This is a genomic window from Corynebacterium sp. HMSC27B11 (assembly GCF_001815985.1).
Classification (GTDB): domain Bacteria; phylum Actinomycetota; class Actinomycetes; order Mycobacteriales; family Mycobacteriaceae; genus Corynebacterium.
In genome coordinates this window covers 80,408-96,695 of the sequence record NZ_KV823578.1, presented here as the reverse complement: position 1 = coordinate 96,695, position 16,288 = coordinate 80,408, and the positions used below count along the sequence as shown (strand labels likewise).

The window sequence follows — 16,288 nt, the reverse complement described above, 5'->3', positions numbered from 1 at the left end:
GCGCTGCCGTATGCTTTGACCTATTGCGCCCCCGTAGCCCAATTGGCAGAGGCAACGGATTCAAAACCCGTCCAGTGTGAGTTCGAGTCTCACCGGGGGCACGTTTTAACCCCGCTGCGACCAGCATGAGCGCCAGGTCACAGCGGGGTTCTTCTTTTTCCGCCACTTCCGCCGGGCAAGGCCAGGGTGGTTAGCGGAGCATCTTCAGAATCAAATATCCGACACCTGCACTCACCCCGATGCAGCCGCCAACCGAAAGATCCGCCCAGACCCCAACCCCGAGGCCGACGAGCCCCATCGCAACCCCAACCAGTGGCGCGGCGATGAGGAGGGTTCGAGTATTGGAGCACACTCCCACCAAGCCGGCGGCGGGCGCCACGAGCAGAGCGATCGAAAGGATCGTCCCGACGGCAGGAATGAGCGCCACCAGGGTGGCCACGATAAGCGCACTGATGATCCCTTGCGCAGCCCTTCGATTGTGGGACACCCCGAATGCTTCAGGGTCGAAGGCGAAGAACACCAGCTTCCGCCAGCCACCCCACAGGATGAGCAGAGTGACTGCGAGCAGCCCGAGGGAAATTCCGATGTCCACCCAATCAACGTTGAGTACGCTACCAACCAGGAAGCTCTCGACCTTGACGGGCAGTGGTGCGAAAAACTTGTTGAGGAAATACCCCAGCGCGAATCCGGACGTCAGCACGATGCCGGCAGCGGCAGAGGGTGTTCCAAATTTCGAGAGTCCGAACAGGGCTCCGATGGGGATGCACATGAGTAATGCGCCGAGGAAAAGCAACGCCGAGATCCCCGCGAAGTTCAGACCGAGGGCAGCAGCCACGACCACTCCGAGGACTGCCCCGGGGAAGGTGGCGTGGGTGATGGCTTCGGCGAAGAAGACCTGCCTATTGAGCACAGCGAACACACCCACCAGCCCGGCGAGCATTCCGACGGCGATGACCTCGATGATGGGGAGCAGAAGAATATCAAGCATCGCGGCTCACCCCAGCCTTCAGCCACCGCACCCCAAGGGCCAAGAAGTAGAAGCCGACGGCGGTGAGCGCGACCACTGCCTGCGGGGACACCGGCCCCAGCGGGACGAGAGCGAGGCCGACGACCCCACTCATGCACCCGATGGCCACCGAGATCGGAACCATCGTGCGCACCCTCGTGGCCACTAACCGGGCTGCCGCACCGGGCACGATGAGATAGCCAACCACCAGGAGTACTCCGACCGCACTGGCTGAAGACACGACGATGGCTGCAACGGCGACGTTGATCGCGATGTCAATGACCCACAAGTTGATTCCGCTGGCGGCCGCCGCGACGCGGTCGAAGGCAACAAAGACTTGCCGCCGCCACGTCACCGCGATCACCACGAGCGCTACAGCGCACACCAGCAGCGCGCTGTTGAGTCGGGAATCCGTGACCTCGAGGAGCCGGCCGAACATCAGCGCCTCCAATTGCCCCGATTGGTCACCCTTCTTCAGGGAAAGCACCACCCCTAGGGAGAAGAAACTGGTGAGCACCACGGCCACCCCTGGTTCAGATAGCCGCGAGCGGGACACCACCGCCAGGAGCACAGCCACCACCAGGGCCAGCGCCGAGGCGGCCGGAATGATCATGTCGATCCCGCCGAACACCGCACCGGCGACGATGCCGGGGAAGATCGAATGCACCATCGCCTCAGCGTTGAACTCGAGGCTGCGCAAATTCACGATCACACCCACCAGGCCGGAGACCAGTCCTAATGCGAGCAGCAGCACCAGCGGGCGAAACATGAAGGGCGATATCCCCAGCGCGAGTGCCAGATCAACCCACATACAGCGGCACCACCTCGGCACTGGGCCCGAAGACCGACTGCTCAGCGACAATGAGCGTGTAGTCACAGGCCCGTTCTGCCAGGACGAGATCGTGGGTAGAGGCGATGATCGCGGTGCCCTCTTCTTTCAGCTCCTCTAGCAGGTCCAGCAGCATCTCTCGGTTCTGGGAGTCCAGTCCGTTGAATGGTTCATCGAGCAGAATGAGTTCGGTGCGCGCAACGACGGCTCGGGCAAGCAGAACCCGCTGCTGTTGCCCACCGGAGAGGCTGCCAAAGCGCACGTGCGCACGTTCCGCGAGTCCGACCTTTTCCAGGGCCTGGTAGACGCGCTTCTTCTTCCCTCCCAGCGGTTGGAAGGGGCGAAGTTCCCGAAGGACGCCCATCGCGACGACGTCGAAGGCGGTGACAGGGAAGCTACGATCCAGGTCGGCGACCTGGGGCACGTAGGACAGGCGGGTGGCGTTGACGTCCAACTTCCCACCGACAAGGCGTACCGCCCCCAGAATGCCGCGCAGCACGGTGGTCTTCCCGGAGCCGTTCGCCCCGATCAGCGCGAGCCCCTGACCAGCGTGGAGCCGGGCGTCGAGGTGCTGGACGACGGGCGGGCCACCGTAACTGAACGCGGCGTCCGAAAGCTCAACGATGGGCTGTCCGGAAGATGGAGTGGGCATTACTTCAGGCTCTCAGGAAGGTCGGCGAGCTTGCCATCCCAGGCCTCCACGAGGGTGGTGACGTTGTGAATGATCGAGGAAATGTAGGTCTCGCCAGCGGAGCCTGCGGGGCCCAGGGAGTCACCGTAGAGGGCATCGTCGCCGACGACCGCCTTCACGCCGGCTGCCTTGGCGATGGCTTCGATGGACTTCGAGTTATTGGAATTCTCCGCGAACAGGGCGGTAGCTCCGGACTTCCGCACGGTCTCAGCTGCCTTGCGAATGTGGTCGGCGGTGGCGTCCTGCTGGTCGCTGAAGTCGGAGAGCGCGGCGCCGATGAAGTCGATACCGTACTCCTTGGAGAGGTAGCCGAATGCATCGTGGCTGGTGAACAGGATCGGGTCCTTCACCGTCGCGAAGGACTCGCGTGTCCACTCGTCCAGGTCGTCGAGCTTATCCTGGTAGCTCTTCACACCCTCGGAGATCGCCTTCTTCATCGCTTCGTCGCCGCGCTCATCGGCAATCTTCTCCAGCGCGTAGCCGATGTTCGCCACCTGGACCTTCGCGTTCTTCGGGGAGGTCCAGACGTGCGGGTCGTAGGTGAACTCCGGCTCCTCGCCTGGTTCCTCCGGTGGGAATGGCCAGGGCGCGACGTCCACCTGCTCGATCCCGCGGTCGATCTTGTAGTCACCGTTGGCAGCGTCCTCGATCTGCTTCGGCTTTTCCTTCACGTCGGAAGCGGTGAGCACGCCGGTGGTGACCAGCATGTTGCCCTTGAAGCCGGAGGATTCGATCGCGTTGGAGAGGAAGTGCTCCAAGTCGACGCCGTTGACGAGCAGGAGTTCCGCTTCCGAGGTCGCCTTGAGCTGCTCGTGGGTCATCTCGAGCTCGTGAGCGCTCGCATTGGGCGCCAGCAGGCAGGTGAGATCAACCTCGGAGAGGTCCATCTGCTTGACGTAATCGCAAATCTGGGTGGTAGACGCGACGACCTTGATCTGGTCATCGCTGCCGGACGGCTCGCCTTCACTGCTGCAGGCCACCAGGCTGGCGCCAGCAAGAGCGAGCCCGATGCCTGCGGTTAGCGCACGCGCGAATGGGCGGCGGAGGCGCGCGGCTGGGCTTTCGGCGGAGGGTGTTGAAGCTGGGGACATGGGTATGAGTTCCTTCCCGACGAGGTTTTGGCTCCCTGTCATCAGGCAGCCACAATTAAGCAAGGCAACCCTAAGTCGATCGCAAAGAGTTAGTCAAACCCCCAGTATAATGGCACTGTTTTCCATTAATGCTATCTCCGCTGCTGCGCCCACTCCACCGTTCCGAACCCCAAGCGACGGACTCCGCCCTCGCAGGGGGTATCGCAGCTTCGCCCCTCCTACCGCTACATTTGCACGACCATCTTCCCGGTATTGCCGCCGGTGAACAGCTCCAGGAAAGCCCCAGGCATAGCCTCAATGCCATGACGGGTCGTGACGTCGTACCGAACCTCTCCGCTGGCGATCAGTGGCGCCATCCGCTCCCGGAACTCCCCTGCTACGTCGAGGTACTGCCCCAGCACAAAGCCACGCAGGGTGAGACACTTGCCGATCGCCAACGCAAGGTTTCGCGGCGCGGTCGGCGGCTGTGTGTCGTTGTATTGGGCAATCGCACCACACATCGCAACACGGCCGAAGGTATTCATGCGAGCAATGGCTGCCTCCAGGTGATCGCCGCCGACGTTATCGAAGTAGACGTCGATCCCCTCGGGCGCGGCCTGGCGCAGCTGCCCCGCGAGGTCGCCCTCCCGGTAGTTGATGGCCGCGTCGAAGCCGAGCTCCTTGAGTCGGGCAACCTTTTCCTCGCTGCCTGCCGATCCGATCACGCGGGAAGCGCCCAGGTGGCGGGCGAACTGCCCCACCGCAGACCCCACGGCACCGGCCGCACCGGAGACGAAAACCACGTCCCCTTCCTTGATCTCCGCGATGCGGGTCAGCCCCACGTAGGCGGTCAGTCCGGTGAGGCCAAGGATGCCGAGATAGGCCGCCGCTGGGGCGACATTCAGATCGACTGGCTTAGCCTGCCCCTCATCGACGATGGCGATATCCTGCCAGCCCAGCGGATGGGAAACGGTATCGCCGACCTGGAATTTCTCCGACCGGGATTCGCGAACCACACCCACTGCCCCGCCGGTCATCGGCTTGTTGAGATCGAAGGGCGGGATGTACGACTTGACGTCGTTCATCCGGCCGCGCATGTACGGATCGACCGTGTTGACGGTGTTCTCGACGAGGATCTGTCCCTCAGCTAGGTCTGGGAGCTCGACCTGCTCGAGGCGGAAGTTCTCCATCGTCGGGGTTCCTGTCGGTCGGGAAGCGAGAACCCATTGTTTCGCGGTAACCATGGCACGTTGTCCTCTCTGTTGATTTTCGTGACGCCCACGGTACTCGCCCGAGAGATTTCACCGCTGCCTCTAAAACCATCTCCTTTCGGTATTGCCCCCACACATAAACGAGCGCTAAGATTAGCCTTAGTAAAGATCACTTAGGGTTGACTAAGTCGCCAGGCCATCTCATGGATGATCAGCGACGAACAGCCCCCACGCTTCCCGAGCAGAACTGAGACCACCTACCCATGAAGCTCCTCCCCATCGCCAGAAAGCCCCGCGCAGCAGCATGCCAGGACAGCCCTTGCGGATCTGGCTCCTGCCTACGCGGCGACCAGGTACCCGCCGACACCTGCGCGCTCCTGCCCGAGTGCTGCCTACAGCGTGTCATCGCTCAGCAACCCGCGCTCGCTACTCGCTTACTCGAACTGGGATTCCGCCCGGGCACGAAAATCCGGGTGGGTGGCACGGTGGCTGGTGGTGCCCGCGTGGTCACCATCGGCAATGCCCACTACGCAGTGGATCATCACACCCTGCGCCAGCTGGACGTCGTCATCACTGCGGCATAAAGGATCGAAAAGAGAATGACGAAGGATCACAGCACCCCGGTGAGCTGCCACGGCGCCCCAGCAATGGCGGTAGCTGCTGCAGGTTCGCCGGTCATCACGCTAGTGGGCGCCCCCAACTCCGGTAAGTCCACCCTCTTCAACGCGCTGACCGGCGCGAAAGTGCAGACCGGAAACTGGCCCGGCACCTCCGTGGAGATCAGCCGGGGCCTCTGGCACATCGGTGACACCCCCATCGACCTGATCGACTTGCCCGGCGCGTACTCCCTGGACCCGCTGAGCCCGGACGAGGCCTTCACCCGTGAGATGTTGGTGGACTGCCCGGCCGATGAACGCCCCGACGTGGTCGTCGTCCTGATCGACGCGACTGCTCCGGCGCGTGGGCTGAACCTGGCTTTTCAGGTTGCTGAGCACCCATACCGTGTGGTGCTGGCGGTGACCAAACAGGATGTCGCCGCTGACCAGGGCATTCACATTGACCTTGAGTCACTGGCTAAAGCGGTGGGGATGCCGGTGGTTGCTGTGAATGGGCGCCGGCGGGAGAATCTCGGCGGCCTGCGGGATGCCGTCACGCGAGCACTAGCGACTGAGCCCGCGGTGGTGCGTCCGGATACCGACCTGGAGCGCCGTTTCGCGGATCTGGATGCGGCGGAGAAAGCTGCGGTGCAGCGTGCGGAGGTAGGGCCGAGCATCAGTGAGCGGATCGACCGGGTGGCTTTGCACCCTGTGCTGGGCCCCGTTCTGTTCCTTGCTGTGATGTGGGCAGTCTTCATGATCACCACAAAGGTGGCCGCACCGCTGCAGGACGGCCTGGAGGGCTTCATTATGGGCCCGGTCTCCGATGCCGCCCGGTCCGGATTGGAAGCCGTCGGCGCGGCTCACTGGTTGGTCACCGGCCTGCTGGTTGATGGGCTGATCGGCGGGGTGGGCATGGTGCTGACCTTCGCCCCGCTGATGGCGCTGATGTTTCTGTGCCTGGCCGTACTGGAGGACTCCGGCTATATGGCTCGTGCCGCGGTGGTGACTGACCGGGTGATGCGGGCGATCGGGCTGCCGGGCAAGGCCTTCATCCCGATCGTGGTGGGTTATGGCTGTAATGTGCCGGCAATCTCCGCCACTCGTGTGCTGGGGGATGTGCGCCACCGGATCTTGACGTGTCTATTGATTCCCTTCACGTCCTGCTCTGCGCGCTTGGTTGTTTTCATGATGCTGGCTCAGGTCTTCTTCCCGGCTCACGCGGGCTCAGCCGTGTTCGCAATGTATGTTCTTTCCATTTTGTTGGTCATTGTGTGCGGTCTTGCGCTACGGCACACGCTGTGGCGGTCAATGCCCTCGGAGGCGCTGGTAATTGACCTTCCGACGTATCAGCTGCCCACCTTCCGCCTTTCTCTATCGGTGATGTGGACCCGGTTGAAGGGATTCCTGCAGACCGCGGGGGGCATCATCGTCGCGACGGTGGTTGTCATTTGGCTGCTGATGTCCATCCCAGTAAGTGGCCAGCCATTCACCGAGGAGGGGCCGACCCCGCAGGATTCCGCATATGGGCTGGTCTCCGAGGCCATGGCCCCCGTGTTCGCCCCAGCCGGATTTGGTTCCTGGTCGCTGACGGGCCCGCTGGTAACGGGCTTCGTGGCCAAAGAGGCGCTGATCTCCACGTGGGCGCAGACCTACGCGGTGGAGGACGTCACCGACGCTGATCCGGAGACGCAGGCGGATTCTCCGCTGGCGCGCAACATCCGTGCGGACTTCGATGAGGCCTCGGGTGGGCACGGGCTGGCTGCGGTCTGGGCCTATATGGTGTTCCTCCTGGCCTATACCCCGTGCGTGGCGACGATCGCTGCCCAACGCCGCGAGATCGGCTGGAAATGGACGCTGCTCGGTTTCGGGCTTCAGCTGGCGGTCGCGTGGTTGCTGGCCGTAGGAACCTTCCAAGTGTTGAAGGTGTTCCTATGACGCCGATGACGCCACAAGCCAAGGTCGCAGAGGCTATCACCCGCGGGGTGACCCGGCCGGTGGACATCGCGCTGGAAACGGATCTGGGGCAGGGCACCGTTGAGGTGATCATGACGCACATGGAACGCAGTGCGCAGCTAGTGTGGGAGCCCATTGGGGGATGCCCGAGCACCGGCTGCGACCGCTGCCCGCAATCCAGGGTCTGTTCGGGGGCGTCGGGGAACCGCGGGCCAGTGTTGCTCAAGCTGAGCTCTCCCCCGCGGTACGACTAGCCTCCGAAGGTCTGCATCGCTCCGCGAAGCATCACAACGCCTGCCCCCAGTGTCGCCATGATCAACGAGAGCTTGTGGGCGCGTTCGAGCGAAATGTAGCGGGAAAGTTTCGAGCCCGTGGCGATGCCGACCACCAGGGCTACGAGGCACAGCGGCCAGAGCACGACGGGTGCTGTGGCGAAGATCGACTGCTCAGCACCCAGTTCCTTAAACAGCAGCGAGAGAGCCCCGGAAACGAAGAACAGCGGCTGCAGCGTGGCGGCGACGGTGCGAGTCGGCCACCGTGAGACCTGGGCGTAGACCGTGATCGCAGGCCCGGCGATACCCGCCAAGGTGTTCATGAAACCGCCGGCCACCCCAGCTGCGACGGCGTATTGAGGCCCATCAACCCGCGCCCTTTCCGGCAGCCGGGAGGTCACCAACAGGGCGAGGAGCACCAGGGCACCGACGACCATCTGGAGCGGCCCCAGTGGCGTGTTGTGCACCACCCAGGTGCCGGGCAACGCCCCGAGCGCCATCACGGGTCCGATGAGCCAGAATTTCCGCCAATCGATGTTCTCCCACACGGAGGCGGATTGCATGACGGCGTTGACGGTTGCGACCACGTTGATGACGAGCACTCCCGCCACGGGGCCTACGACCAACGCCACAACGGGCGCGCCGAGTAGCCCCAGCCCCATCCCGGAGATCCGCTGCATCATCGCGCCGACGAAGATCGCCGCGAGGATGCACACGAAAGCCACGATGGTCAGTTCCATGTGTAGGCAGTCTACTGCCAGCTAGGACGTCGCCACCTCAGCGCCTGGGGCCCCTGTATCCAGCGTCTGAGTGCCCGGCGTCCCTGTATCCGGCGTCTGACTGCCCGGCGCGGTGGCCTTCTCCCCTTCGGGATCGTTGGGCGAGTCCTCACTGTCCCGGCGCACATGCGTCATGACGACCGGCCACCAGAGTACGACCGCGGCCAGCACCAGCAGCACCATGCCCCACAGCACATAACCCATGGCGAAGGGCCCGGGCCAGCGCACCTGATGCCACAGCCCCATCGCCGGGGCGATATGGCGGGTGATGAAAGGTACCGCGCACACCCCCACTGTCAGAATCGCCAGCAGCGTCCCCCACCACCGGGGCACCCATGTGATCACCTGGTCGGCCACGCAGAGCAGCACCGGGATCACCCAGACCCAGTGGTGCATCCAGGAAAACGGCGAGACCATCACCAACGCGACACCAGCAAAACCCAGCTCGGCGGTGCGGTGATCCTGCCGGTGCGCCTGCCACAGCACGGCGACGGTCACGCCGAGGATGAGGACACAGCCCAGCGCCCAGAAGAGCTTGCTCTCCGTGTGGAAGGTGCGCTCCAGCACCACTCCCAGAGACTGGGCGCCGGGGTTGATCGCCTCACCGACCCGTGAGGAGTCGAGCATCTTCTCGGCCCAGTACGTGCCGGCGTCCTTGACGAAGAGAAAACCGATGCCCACCGTCACGAAGAATGCGGCGACCGAGCGGGCGAGCGCCCACCACTGGCGCCGGACGATAAACACCAGCCAGAAGAACGCGGGCACGAGCTTGATTCCCGCCGCGATCCCCGTCGCAATCCCGATATCGCTGCGCCACCGATTGGCCGGGGACCGCAGCACGTCCGCTGCCACCAATGCCATGAGCAGCAGGTTGATCTGGCCGAAGAAGAAGCCCTCCCGGATCGGGACGAGCGCGAAACTCGCGATACCGAGCAGGGTCGCAAATCCCACTGTCGCCCCGCTCACGCGGTAGCCACGCTCGGCAATGATCGCCACGAGAATGATGAGCAACAGCAGGAAGGCACCGAACTGCCACAACACTGCCCCCACCACTGCGGGGACGTGCGAGAATGCGCTAAACAACCACGCCGAGAACGGCGGATAGGTAAAAGGCAGCTTGCCTACCAACCCGCCGGCGTAGACGTCCTGACCCTGCTGCACCAGCGCACCACCGCGGCGGTAGACGATGAAGTCGATGGGAACGCGGAACAGGGAGGCCTTCGAGCTGAGCATCTGCTGGCTGAGCTCGGCACGAGCCACGACGAAAATCGCGGCGATGACGGCGAGGTAGGCCCACGGCTTACCGGGTAAGCGCTTGGACTGGTGTTGCACGGGCTGGGCCGTGGGCTGCGGAGTCATGACAATTCAGGGAAAAGCTTTCGGGGGTCTTTGAGGATAACGTTGCGGCCCGCGGTGCGCAGGCCCTGGAAGCCCTGGACGACCATGCGTCGGCCAATGTCATTAACCGAAGCGACCTCGGAGAGATCGAACACCACCCGGTCGGCGAGTTTTTCTTCTTGAAGAATAGTACGCCACGCGTTCTCCGCAGCCGCAAAATCAATGATTCCTTGGAGTTCGATAGTGGTGGTGCGACCATCCGGCCCGTCCTCGCGGGTGATGATGTCGCGCACCGCCGTATCTCCGCGCTGGCGCAGGCCCATCAGGTGCAGGCTCATGTCTTCCGAGAGACGGTGGAAAGTTTTTACACCGCGCACCGAGTTTCCCGTCTTATCCAATCGCGGCGAGAACGTGGCCAGCCCCATCACTCCGGGCAGCGTGCCCATGATGCCACCGGAGACACCGGACTTCGCGGGGATGCCGACCACGGACATCCACCGGCCCGCGAGGTTGTACATCCCGGCAGAAGACATCACCGCCTGCACCTGTCGGGAGACCAGCGAGGAGACCACGCGCTTGCCCGTCAGCGGCTGGATTCCCCCGCTCGCCAACGTCGCGGCCATCACCGCCAGATCCCGCACCGTGACCTTGACGGAGCACTGCTGGGTATAGCTCTCCACCGCGTCGTGGGCCATGTCCTCGATGATTCCGTGGCTGCGGAGCATGTGGGCGATGGAAAGGTTGCGGTCCGCGACCTCCAGCTCGGAGTCGCAGACGACGTAGTCGATCTCCAGGTCCCGGCCCGCCAGCTCGCTCAGGAACTGCCGGATCACCTCGGTGCGCTCCTCGACAGTGGAGTCCTCGCCGTTGATGAGCTGGTTGACCGCGATGGCGCCCGCGTTGATCATCGGGTTCATTGGCCGGTTGCTGCCCGGGTCGAGGCTGAGCTCGTTGAAGGCCTCACCCGAAGGCTCCATGCCCACTGTGGCGCGCACCTTCTTCAGCCCCCGCTCCTGGATCGCCGCGGCATAGACGAAGGGCTTGGACGCGGACTGGATCGTGAACTCCAGCTCGTCGTCCCCCTCGTTGAGACCCGCGCTATAGACGGCGCCGTCGGTGGTGGCCAGCGCGACCGCGAACGGCTCCGGGTCGGCGGTCGCCAGCTCCGGGATGTAGTCCGCGACCTCGCCACCGTCGGAGTCCTTCAGGTCCTCCAGGATTTCCTGCAGGTACCCATGCACCATGTGGCGTTTCATAGTCTTGCTCCTTCGCGGGTCAATAATTCGATCTTGCGCTCCAGGCCACCACCGAAACCTGTGAGGGACCCGTCGGCCCCCACCACGCGGTGGCACGGCACGAGAATGCTGATGGGATTGCGGCCCACGGCCTGGCCCACCGGCCGTGCCGCCTTCGGCCGACCAATGCTACGCGCTACCTCCTGATAGCTGCGCGTCTGCCCCACCGGAATGCGCCGCAGTTCCTGCCACACAGCCTGCTGCATCGCGGTACCAGACGGAGCCAGCGGCAGGTCCCGGGCCTCGTCCAGGGCCGCAACGTCGCCGTCGAAGAAGCGGGCCAGAATGCTCGCAGCACTCCCAAGAACCGCATCGGACGCAGCAGGGACCTTCCTGACCTCGGTGAGATCCGGAATCCTGTCAGGCTGATCGAACCAACAACCGATCAGATTCTCCCCATCCGCGATGAGCCATAGCCTGCCCACCGGGGACCCCAGGACAGCGTAACGGCGCCGCGGAGCAACCCCGCCGAAAGAAAAGTTGGCGTCCATAGCATCCGATATTAAGGCCCAGCTGGTCATCCGTTAATATTGCCCGCATGAACAATCACCCGAAACACCGGTCTGCTGTGGCGGCGATCCTCGCCACGGCAGCCCTCGTCCTCACCGGGTGCGTGACGAATGAAGAGCTCGGCAATCCCGATGGCTGGGAGGAGATCCTGCCCCCGGCCAAACCGGAGCTGGTCGGCATGGTCCCCCAGAAGTTCCAGGACAAGGGCACCCTGTCGGTAGGCGCGAACACCCCGTACGCCCCCAATGAGTTCAAGGACTCGCAGGGCAAGATCATCGGATTCGAGATGGATCTGGTCCGGGCGGCTGGTTCGAAGCTGGGTCTCGACGTGGTTCCGCGCCAGATGGACTTCAACCTCATTCTGCCCGCAGTCTCCGCCGGCACCATCGACGTCGGCGCGTCGGCCTTCACCGACACCGAGGAACGCCAGAAGAGCTACGACTTCGTGGACTTTTTCAGCGCCGGTATCGCCTGGGCAACCCAGCCAGGCCGGGAAAAGAGCATTGACCCGAGCGATGCGTGTGGCTTGACCGTCGCGGTACAGAAGGGCACCTACTCGGATACGGACGAGGTCGAGGAGAAGAGCCAGGCCTGCGTCGAGGATGGAAAGCCAGCGATCGACAAGCTGGTCTACCCCACCGCGGACGCCGCCGCGACCGCCACGATCCTCAAGCGTGCCGATGCCTATAGCTCGGATTCCTCCGTCATCGCCTACGCGATCCAGCGCTCGGAGGACAAGCTCGTCCAGATCGGCGACGCCTTCGACACCGCCCCATTTGGCTGGGCCTTCCCGAAGGGTTCCGAGCTGGGCCACGCCTTCGCCGCGGCCCTGCAGGACATGATGGACGATGGCACCTATGAGAAGATCCTCGAGCCCTGGGGGCTGGAGGAAGGCGCCCTGGACGAGGTGACCTTCAACCTGAAGCCACTGCCCCAGGCCCGCCAGCGACACAACCAGCTGCCCGCCGCCACCGGCAATCGCAAGCGCCGGGGCACCAACCGCACGATGAACAGGAGGCGCCGTGAGCACCGCTAACAACAGCTCCCGGACAACCGTGATTTCCGACGAGCCACGCCGCCGGCCGTCGTCCAATAAGGCAGTCCCGCTGCGCCACCCCGGCCGCTGGATCACCGCCGCCGTGCTCGTGATCCTGCTGGCGTGGTTCGTCATCAGCGCAGCGGGTAACGAAGCCTATGGCTGGGACACCTACCGGCAGTACATCTTCGACACGCGCATCGCCGTCGCCGCAGGCCACACCCTCCTGCTGACGGTACTGGCCATGATCCTCGGCGTGGTGCTGGGCTCCATCATCGCCGTGCTGCGCATGTCCCCCAACGGCGTGCTGCGCGGCGTGTCCTGGCTGTTCCTGTGGGTCTTCCGCGGCACCCCGGTCTACGTGCAGCTGATGTTCTGGGGCCTGCTGGGCTCGATCTACCAGGTGGTCAACATCGGCATCGCGGAAATCGACATGCAGGACTTCCTGTCCAACATGTTCTGGCTCGCCGTCATCGGCCTGGGCCTCAACGAGGCCGCCTACATGGCCGAGATCGTCCGCGCGGGCATCCAGGCCGTCCCAGAGGGCCAGTCCGAGGCCTCCAAGGCACTCGGCATGACCTGGTGGCAGAACATGCGACGCACCGTGCTGCCCCAGGCGATGCGCATCATCATCCCGCCGACCGGCAACGAGCTGATCAGCATGCTGAAGACGACCTCCCTGGTCATCGTGGTGCCGTACTCCGGCGAGCTCTTCGGCAAGGCGACGGACATTTCCAACAGCATCTTCCAGCCGGTCCCGCTGCTGCTCGTGGCGGCCAGCTGGTACCTGGTGATCACCAGCGTGCTGATGGTGGGCCAGCACTACCTGGAGCGCTACTTCTCGCGCGGGTCCTCCCGCCAGCTGACTTCCCGCCAGCTCGCCGCCTTCACCGATGCGGAAGGCGTGCCGCCGCGCAATATTTCCATCAAGGACGACGACAGCGTTACGGAGAATAATCGATGAACGTCCCCATGATTGCTTTCCGCGATGTGTGGAAGAACTACGGCCGCCTCGACGTGCTCAAGGGCATCGACCTTGAGATCCCGAAGGGGTCGGTGACCTGCCTGATCGGGCCATCCGGTTCCGGTAAGTCCACCCTGCTGCGTTGCGTCAACCACCTGGAGAAGGTCACCGCTGGCCGGATCGAGGTCGATGGCGAGCTCATCGGCTACCAGGAAAAAAACGGCACCCTGTACGAGATCTCGGAAGCAGCGGCAGCCAAGCAGCGCCGCGGCATCGGGATGGTCTTCCAACACTTCAACCTCTTCCCCCACCGCACGGTGCTCGAGAACATCATCGAGGCTCCGGTGCTGGTCAACGGCGAGGACAAGGAAACCGCCACCGGTTACGCCATGACCCTGTTGGAGCAGGTCGGGCTGGCCAACAAGCGGGACGCGTACCCGGTGCAGCTCTCCGGTGGTCAGCAGCAGCGCGTGGCCATCGCGCGCGCCCTGGCGATGCGCCCGAAGTTGATGCTCTTCGACGAGCCAACCTCCGCCCTGGACCCGGAGCTCGTCGGCGAGGTGCTGGGCGTCATGCGCTCCCTGGCTGACGACGGGATGACGATGCTGGTCGTCACCCACGAGATGGGTTTTGCTCGCGAGGTCGCCGACGAGGTGGCCTTCATGGACGGCGGCGTCATCGTGGAGAAGGGCCCTGCTGAGGACCTCATCAACAATCCCCAGCACCCCCGCACTCAGGAGTTCCTCTCCAGCCTGCTTTAGGCGCGAGAGGCGTCGCTAGGCACGAGCGCTCATTCGCTTTCGGGGTGTGCTCCCCGCGGGTGAGCGCTCTAGCCTTCTTGGGCGACGGGGGTGAGCGCTCCAAACATGGTTTTCTACAGCCTGGCCGCTACGGGGCGACCTCGAGGTGCCACGGCACCCGCGGGGTGCCCGGGTCGTCCTTCACCTCGCGCAGCAGCGGCTCGGCGGGCTCGTCCTCAATCACGGTGAGCAGGTGTGCGAACTGCATCGCCAGCCCGGAAATCGACCCGCCCTCGTAGTTCGCGACGGCGACGTCCAGGGTGGCCCCGGAGGTCGGGTCGTCCTCCGAGGTCTCCCCGAAGAGCTCCACCCAGGTGGTCTCCAGCTCGGGGTCGGGGGTCAGGCCGGTCTTCACCGCCAGTTCCGCGTCGAGGCGGGGCCCGAAAGAGTCGATGAGGGTGCGGAAATCCTGCTCGATCTCGTCGCGCTGGGCAGCGGTGGACAAGATCCTAAAACTAATCTTTGGCATGCCCCCAAGTATGGCAGCTTTGCTGATTGATTAGCTAGGATCGGCAGGTGTGATTGCTAATTCAGGACGCATCCCGGCCCCGGTTCCCCCGCTGACGACGCTCCCCGACGGGACGATCAAGCAGGTCAATCCTTTCTCCGGCACCGAGGTGTGGACTGTCCCCGGCCGTGGTCACCGCCCCATGGAGCCCTATCAGCTGGCCAAGGAGCCCATCGCTGACCGCGACCGGGCCAGCGACTTCGGCATCGCCCGCAAGCTCGACACTCCCCCGGAAAAGGCCCGCATGGTCCGGGACATCAACGGCGAGGTCCGCATCGACCGCGGCGTCGTCGCCAGCAAGCTGGAGGACAGCGAACCGCTCTTCCGTCGCGTGGCGAACCTCTACGAGATCCTCACCTACGACTACTGGGCGCTGAACTACGGCTACCGCATGAACCCCGCCGCGGCGAAGCACATGACCGACTACCTCAGAGAGGAAGCCGGGTGCGAGCACGTCGAGAACATCCTGCGCGTCAAACTCGCCGCGGCAGGCACCCCGAAGGCGGAGATCGACGAGCTGTTCACCGAGGAGCGCCGCTACCAAACGCTCCACGAGATGGGTGCGGCACTCTTCGCCGGCGGCCACGACGTCGTCATCGCGCGCGACCACTACGTCCCCGGGGCGACAACGACGGACCAGCTGGCGTCCTCCGGCGAGATGAGCTGGGAGGACCACCGCCTGTTCATCGAGTTCACCGTCGACGGGATGGACCAGCTCTACCGCGCGAACCGCTACGTCCGCTACGTCGCGGCCTTCCAGAACTGGCTGGAACCTTCGGGTGCGACGATGGAGCACCTGCACAAGCAGCTCGTGGCTATTGACGAGCACGGGCTGCAGAACGACTGGGAGATCTCCCTGGTCCGCAACAACCCGAATATGTACAACGAGTGGGCCGTGGACTACGCCGCCCGCCACAACCTCGTCTTCGCCGAAAACGAGCACGCCATCGCCTTCGCCGGCTTCGGGCACCGCTGGCCGACCCTGGAGGTCTTCTCCAAGTCCGCCACCACCGAGCCGTGGCTGATGACGCCCGAGGAGCGCGCCGGTGTCGCCGACCTGGTGCACGCCTGCCACATCGCCAGTGGCCCCTCGATCCCGTGCAACGAGGAGTGGTTGCACCGGCCGATGGACGTGGACGTGCCGATGCCGTGGCGCATCGTCATTAAGTGGCGTGTCTCCACCCTCGCCGGCTTCGAGGGCGGCACGAAGATCTACATCAACACCATCACCCCGCAGGAGCTTTGCGAGCTGGTGCTTCACCGCCTGGAAGCCGCGCAGGCCGCGGGGCGCCTGGCGCCGGGAATTAAGCTCGGCGAGGACATCGAGCACGCCCCCAACAAGCTGAAGTACAACCCGGCGATCCGCTAGCAGCGGGCAGCACCGCTACCTCGCAGGTGTCGCACCGCAGTCACGCACGGCTGAAGGC

17 protein-coding genes and 1 tRNA gene are annotated in these 16,288 nt (G+C 64.2%); 8 read left to right on the top strand and 10 right to left on the bottom strand.

What is annotated here, in order from left to right:
• The first annotated feature begins 27 nt into the window (after positions 1 to 27).
• A tRNA-Leu gene (locus HMPREF3097_RS08800) sits at positions 28 to 101 on the top strand.
• An 89-nt stretch (positions 102 to 190) separates the two neighbouring features.
• Here HMPREF3097_RS08800 and HMPREF3097_RS08795 read toward each other — a convergent pair.
• The 5 genes from HMPREF3097_RS08795 to HMPREF3097_RS08775 form a co-directional block, all read right to left on the bottom strand.
• Positions 191 to 988, bottom strand: a complete 798-nt coding sequence (locus tag HMPREF3097_RS08795) for a metal ABC transporter permease (protein WP_070761932.1) — start codon at positions 986 to 988, stop codon at positions 191 to 193.
• Positions 981 to 1,817, bottom strand: coding sequence for a metal ABC transporter permease (locus HMPREF3097_RS08790; RefSeq protein WP_070761931.1), 837 nt, complete (start codon positions 1,815 to 1,817; stop codon positions 981 to 983). The genes HMPREF3097_RS08795 and HMPREF3097_RS08790 overlap by 8 nt, the downstream gene beginning before the upstream one ends.
• On the bottom strand, positions 1,807 to 2,487 hold the full coding sequence (locus HMPREF3097_RS08785; protein WP_070761930.1) for a metal ABC transporter ATP-binding protein: 681 nt from the start codon (positions 2,485 to 2,487) through the stop codon (positions 1,807 to 1,809). Before HMPREF3097_RS08785 ends, HMPREF3097_RS08790 begins: the two co-directional genes overlap by 11 nt.
• Positions 2,487 to 3,617, bottom strand: coding sequence for a metal ABC transporter substrate-binding protein (locus HMPREF3097_RS08780; RefSeq protein ID WP_070761929.1), 1,131 nt, complete (start codon positions 3,615 to 3,617; stop codon positions 2,487 to 2,489). The genes HMPREF3097_RS08785 and HMPREF3097_RS08780 overlap by 1 nt, the downstream gene beginning before the upstream one ends.
• A 224-nt stretch (positions 3,618 to 3,841) precedes the next feature.
• Entirely contained in the window at positions 3,842 to 4,840 is a 999-nt protein-coding gene (locus HMPREF3097_RS08775) for an NADP-dependent oxidoreductase (protein WP_012360396.1), read from the bottom strand.
• A 230-nt stretch (positions 4,841 to 5,070) separates the two neighbouring features.
• Here HMPREF3097_RS08775 and HMPREF3097_RS08770 point away from each other — a divergent pair, with 230 nt between their 5' ends.
• The 3 genes from HMPREF3097_RS08770 to HMPREF3097_RS08760 are packed head-to-tail and all read left to right on the top strand — an operon-like array spanning position 5,071 to position 7,613.
• Positions 5,071 to 5,391, top strand: a complete 321-nt coding sequence (locus HMPREF3097_RS08770; RefSeq protein WP_012360397.1) for a ferrous iron transport protein A — start codon at positions 5,071 to 5,073, stop codon at positions 5,389 to 5,391.
• Positions 5,392 to 5,406: 15 nt separating this feature from the next.
• Positions 5,407 to 7,341 carry a ferrous iron transport protein B gene (feoB, locus tag HMPREF3097_RS08765; RefSeq protein ID WP_070761928.1) on the top strand — a complete coding sequence of 645 codons (1,935 nt, stop codon included), beginning with the start codon at positions 5,407 to 5,409 and terminating at the stop codon, positions 7,339 to 7,341.
• Positions 7,338 to 7,613, top strand: a complete 276-nt coding sequence (locus tag HMPREF3097_RS08760) for a MarR family transcriptional regulator (RefSeq protein ID WP_210398575.1) — start codon at positions 7,338 to 7,340, stop codon at positions 7,611 to 7,613. Before feoB ends, HMPREF3097_RS08760 begins: the two co-directional genes overlap by 4 nt.
• Here the strand turns inward: HMPREF3097_RS08760 and HMPREF3097_RS08755 are convergent.
• From HMPREF3097_RS08755 to HMPREF3097_RS08740, 4 genes are read right to left on the bottom strand one after another with little or no spacing between them, the layout of a single operon-like run.
• On the bottom strand, positions 7,610 to 8,371 hold the full coding sequence (locus HMPREF3097_RS08755; protein WP_070761927.1) for a sulfite exporter TauE/SafE family protein: 762 nt from the start codon (positions 8,369 to 8,371) through the stop codon (positions 7,610 to 7,612). The two genes, HMPREF3097_RS08760 and HMPREF3097_RS08755, sit on opposite strands and share 4 nt — an antisense overlap.
• A 21-nt stretch (positions 8,372 to 8,392) precedes the next feature.
• Complete coding sequence (locus HMPREF3097_RS08750; protein ID WP_070761926.1) at positions 8,393 to 9,769, bottom strand: glycosyltransferase 87 family protein; 1,377 nt, start codon at positions 9,767 to 9,769, stop codon at positions 8,393 to 8,395.
• The gene (locus HMPREF3097_RS08745) at positions 9,766 to 11,004 is read right to left on the bottom strand and encodes a glutaminase (protein WP_070761925.1); all 1,239 of its coding nucleotides are present in this window, start codon (positions 11,002 to 11,004) and stop codon (positions 9,766 to 9,768) included. Before HMPREF3097_RS08745 ends, HMPREF3097_RS08750 begins: the two co-directional genes overlap by 4 nt.
• The gene (locus HMPREF3097_RS08740) at positions 11,001 to 11,534 is read right to left on the bottom strand and encodes a methylated-DNA--[protein]-cysteine S-methyltransferase (protein ID WP_305764110.1); all 534 of its coding nucleotides are present in this window, start codon (positions 11,532 to 11,534) and stop codon (positions 11,001 to 11,003) included. Before HMPREF3097_RS08740 ends, HMPREF3097_RS08745 begins: the two co-directional genes overlap by 4 nt.
• A 47-nt stretch (positions 11,535 to 11,581) precedes the next feature.
• Between HMPREF3097_RS08740 and HMPREF3097_RS08735 the strand changes: the two genes are divergently transcribed.
• Genes HMPREF3097_RS08735 through HMPREF3097_RS08725 form a run of 3 tightly spaced genes read left to right on the top strand, consistent with a single transcriptional unit; the run spans position 11,582 to position 14,314 of the window.
• A complete protein-coding gene (locus HMPREF3097_RS08735; RefSeq protein WP_070761923.1) occupies positions 11,582 to 12,589 on the top strand; it encodes an ABC transporter substrate-binding protein in 1,008 nt (335 codons plus the stop codon).
• A gap of 19 nt (positions 12,590 to 12,608) precedes the next feature.
• On the top strand, positions 12,609 to 13,553 hold the full coding sequence (locus HMPREF3097_RS08730; RefSeq protein ID WP_070761962.1) for an amino acid ABC transporter permease: 945 nt from the start codon (positions 12,609 to 12,611) through the stop codon (positions 13,551 to 13,553).
• Positions 13,550 to 14,314, top strand: coding sequence for an amino acid ABC transporter ATP-binding protein (locus HMPREF3097_RS08725; protein ID WP_070758094.1), 765 nt, complete (start codon positions 13,550 to 13,552; stop codon positions 14,312 to 14,314). The genes HMPREF3097_RS08730 and HMPREF3097_RS08725 overlap by 4 nt, the downstream gene beginning before the upstream one ends.
• A 127-nt stretch (positions 14,315 to 14,441) precedes the next feature.
• Here the strand turns inward: HMPREF3097_RS08725 and HMPREF3097_RS08720 are convergent, their stop codons facing one another.
• Positions 14,442 to 14,822, bottom strand: coding sequence for a hypothetical protein (locus HMPREF3097_RS08720; protein ID WP_070761922.1), 381 nt, complete (start codon positions 14,820 to 14,822; stop codon positions 14,442 to 14,444).
• Between the two features lie 49 nt (positions 14,823 to 14,871).
• Here HMPREF3097_RS08720 and HMPREF3097_RS08715 point away from each other — a divergent pair, with 49 nt between their 5' ends.
• Positions 14,872 to 16,230: a DUF4921 family protein gene (locus HMPREF3097_RS08715; protein ID WP_070761921.1), complete on the top strand. Its 1,359-nt coding sequence runs from the start codon at positions 14,872 to 14,874 to the stop codon at positions 16,228 to 16,230.
• Positions 16,231 to 16,288 lie beyond the last annotated feature (58 nt).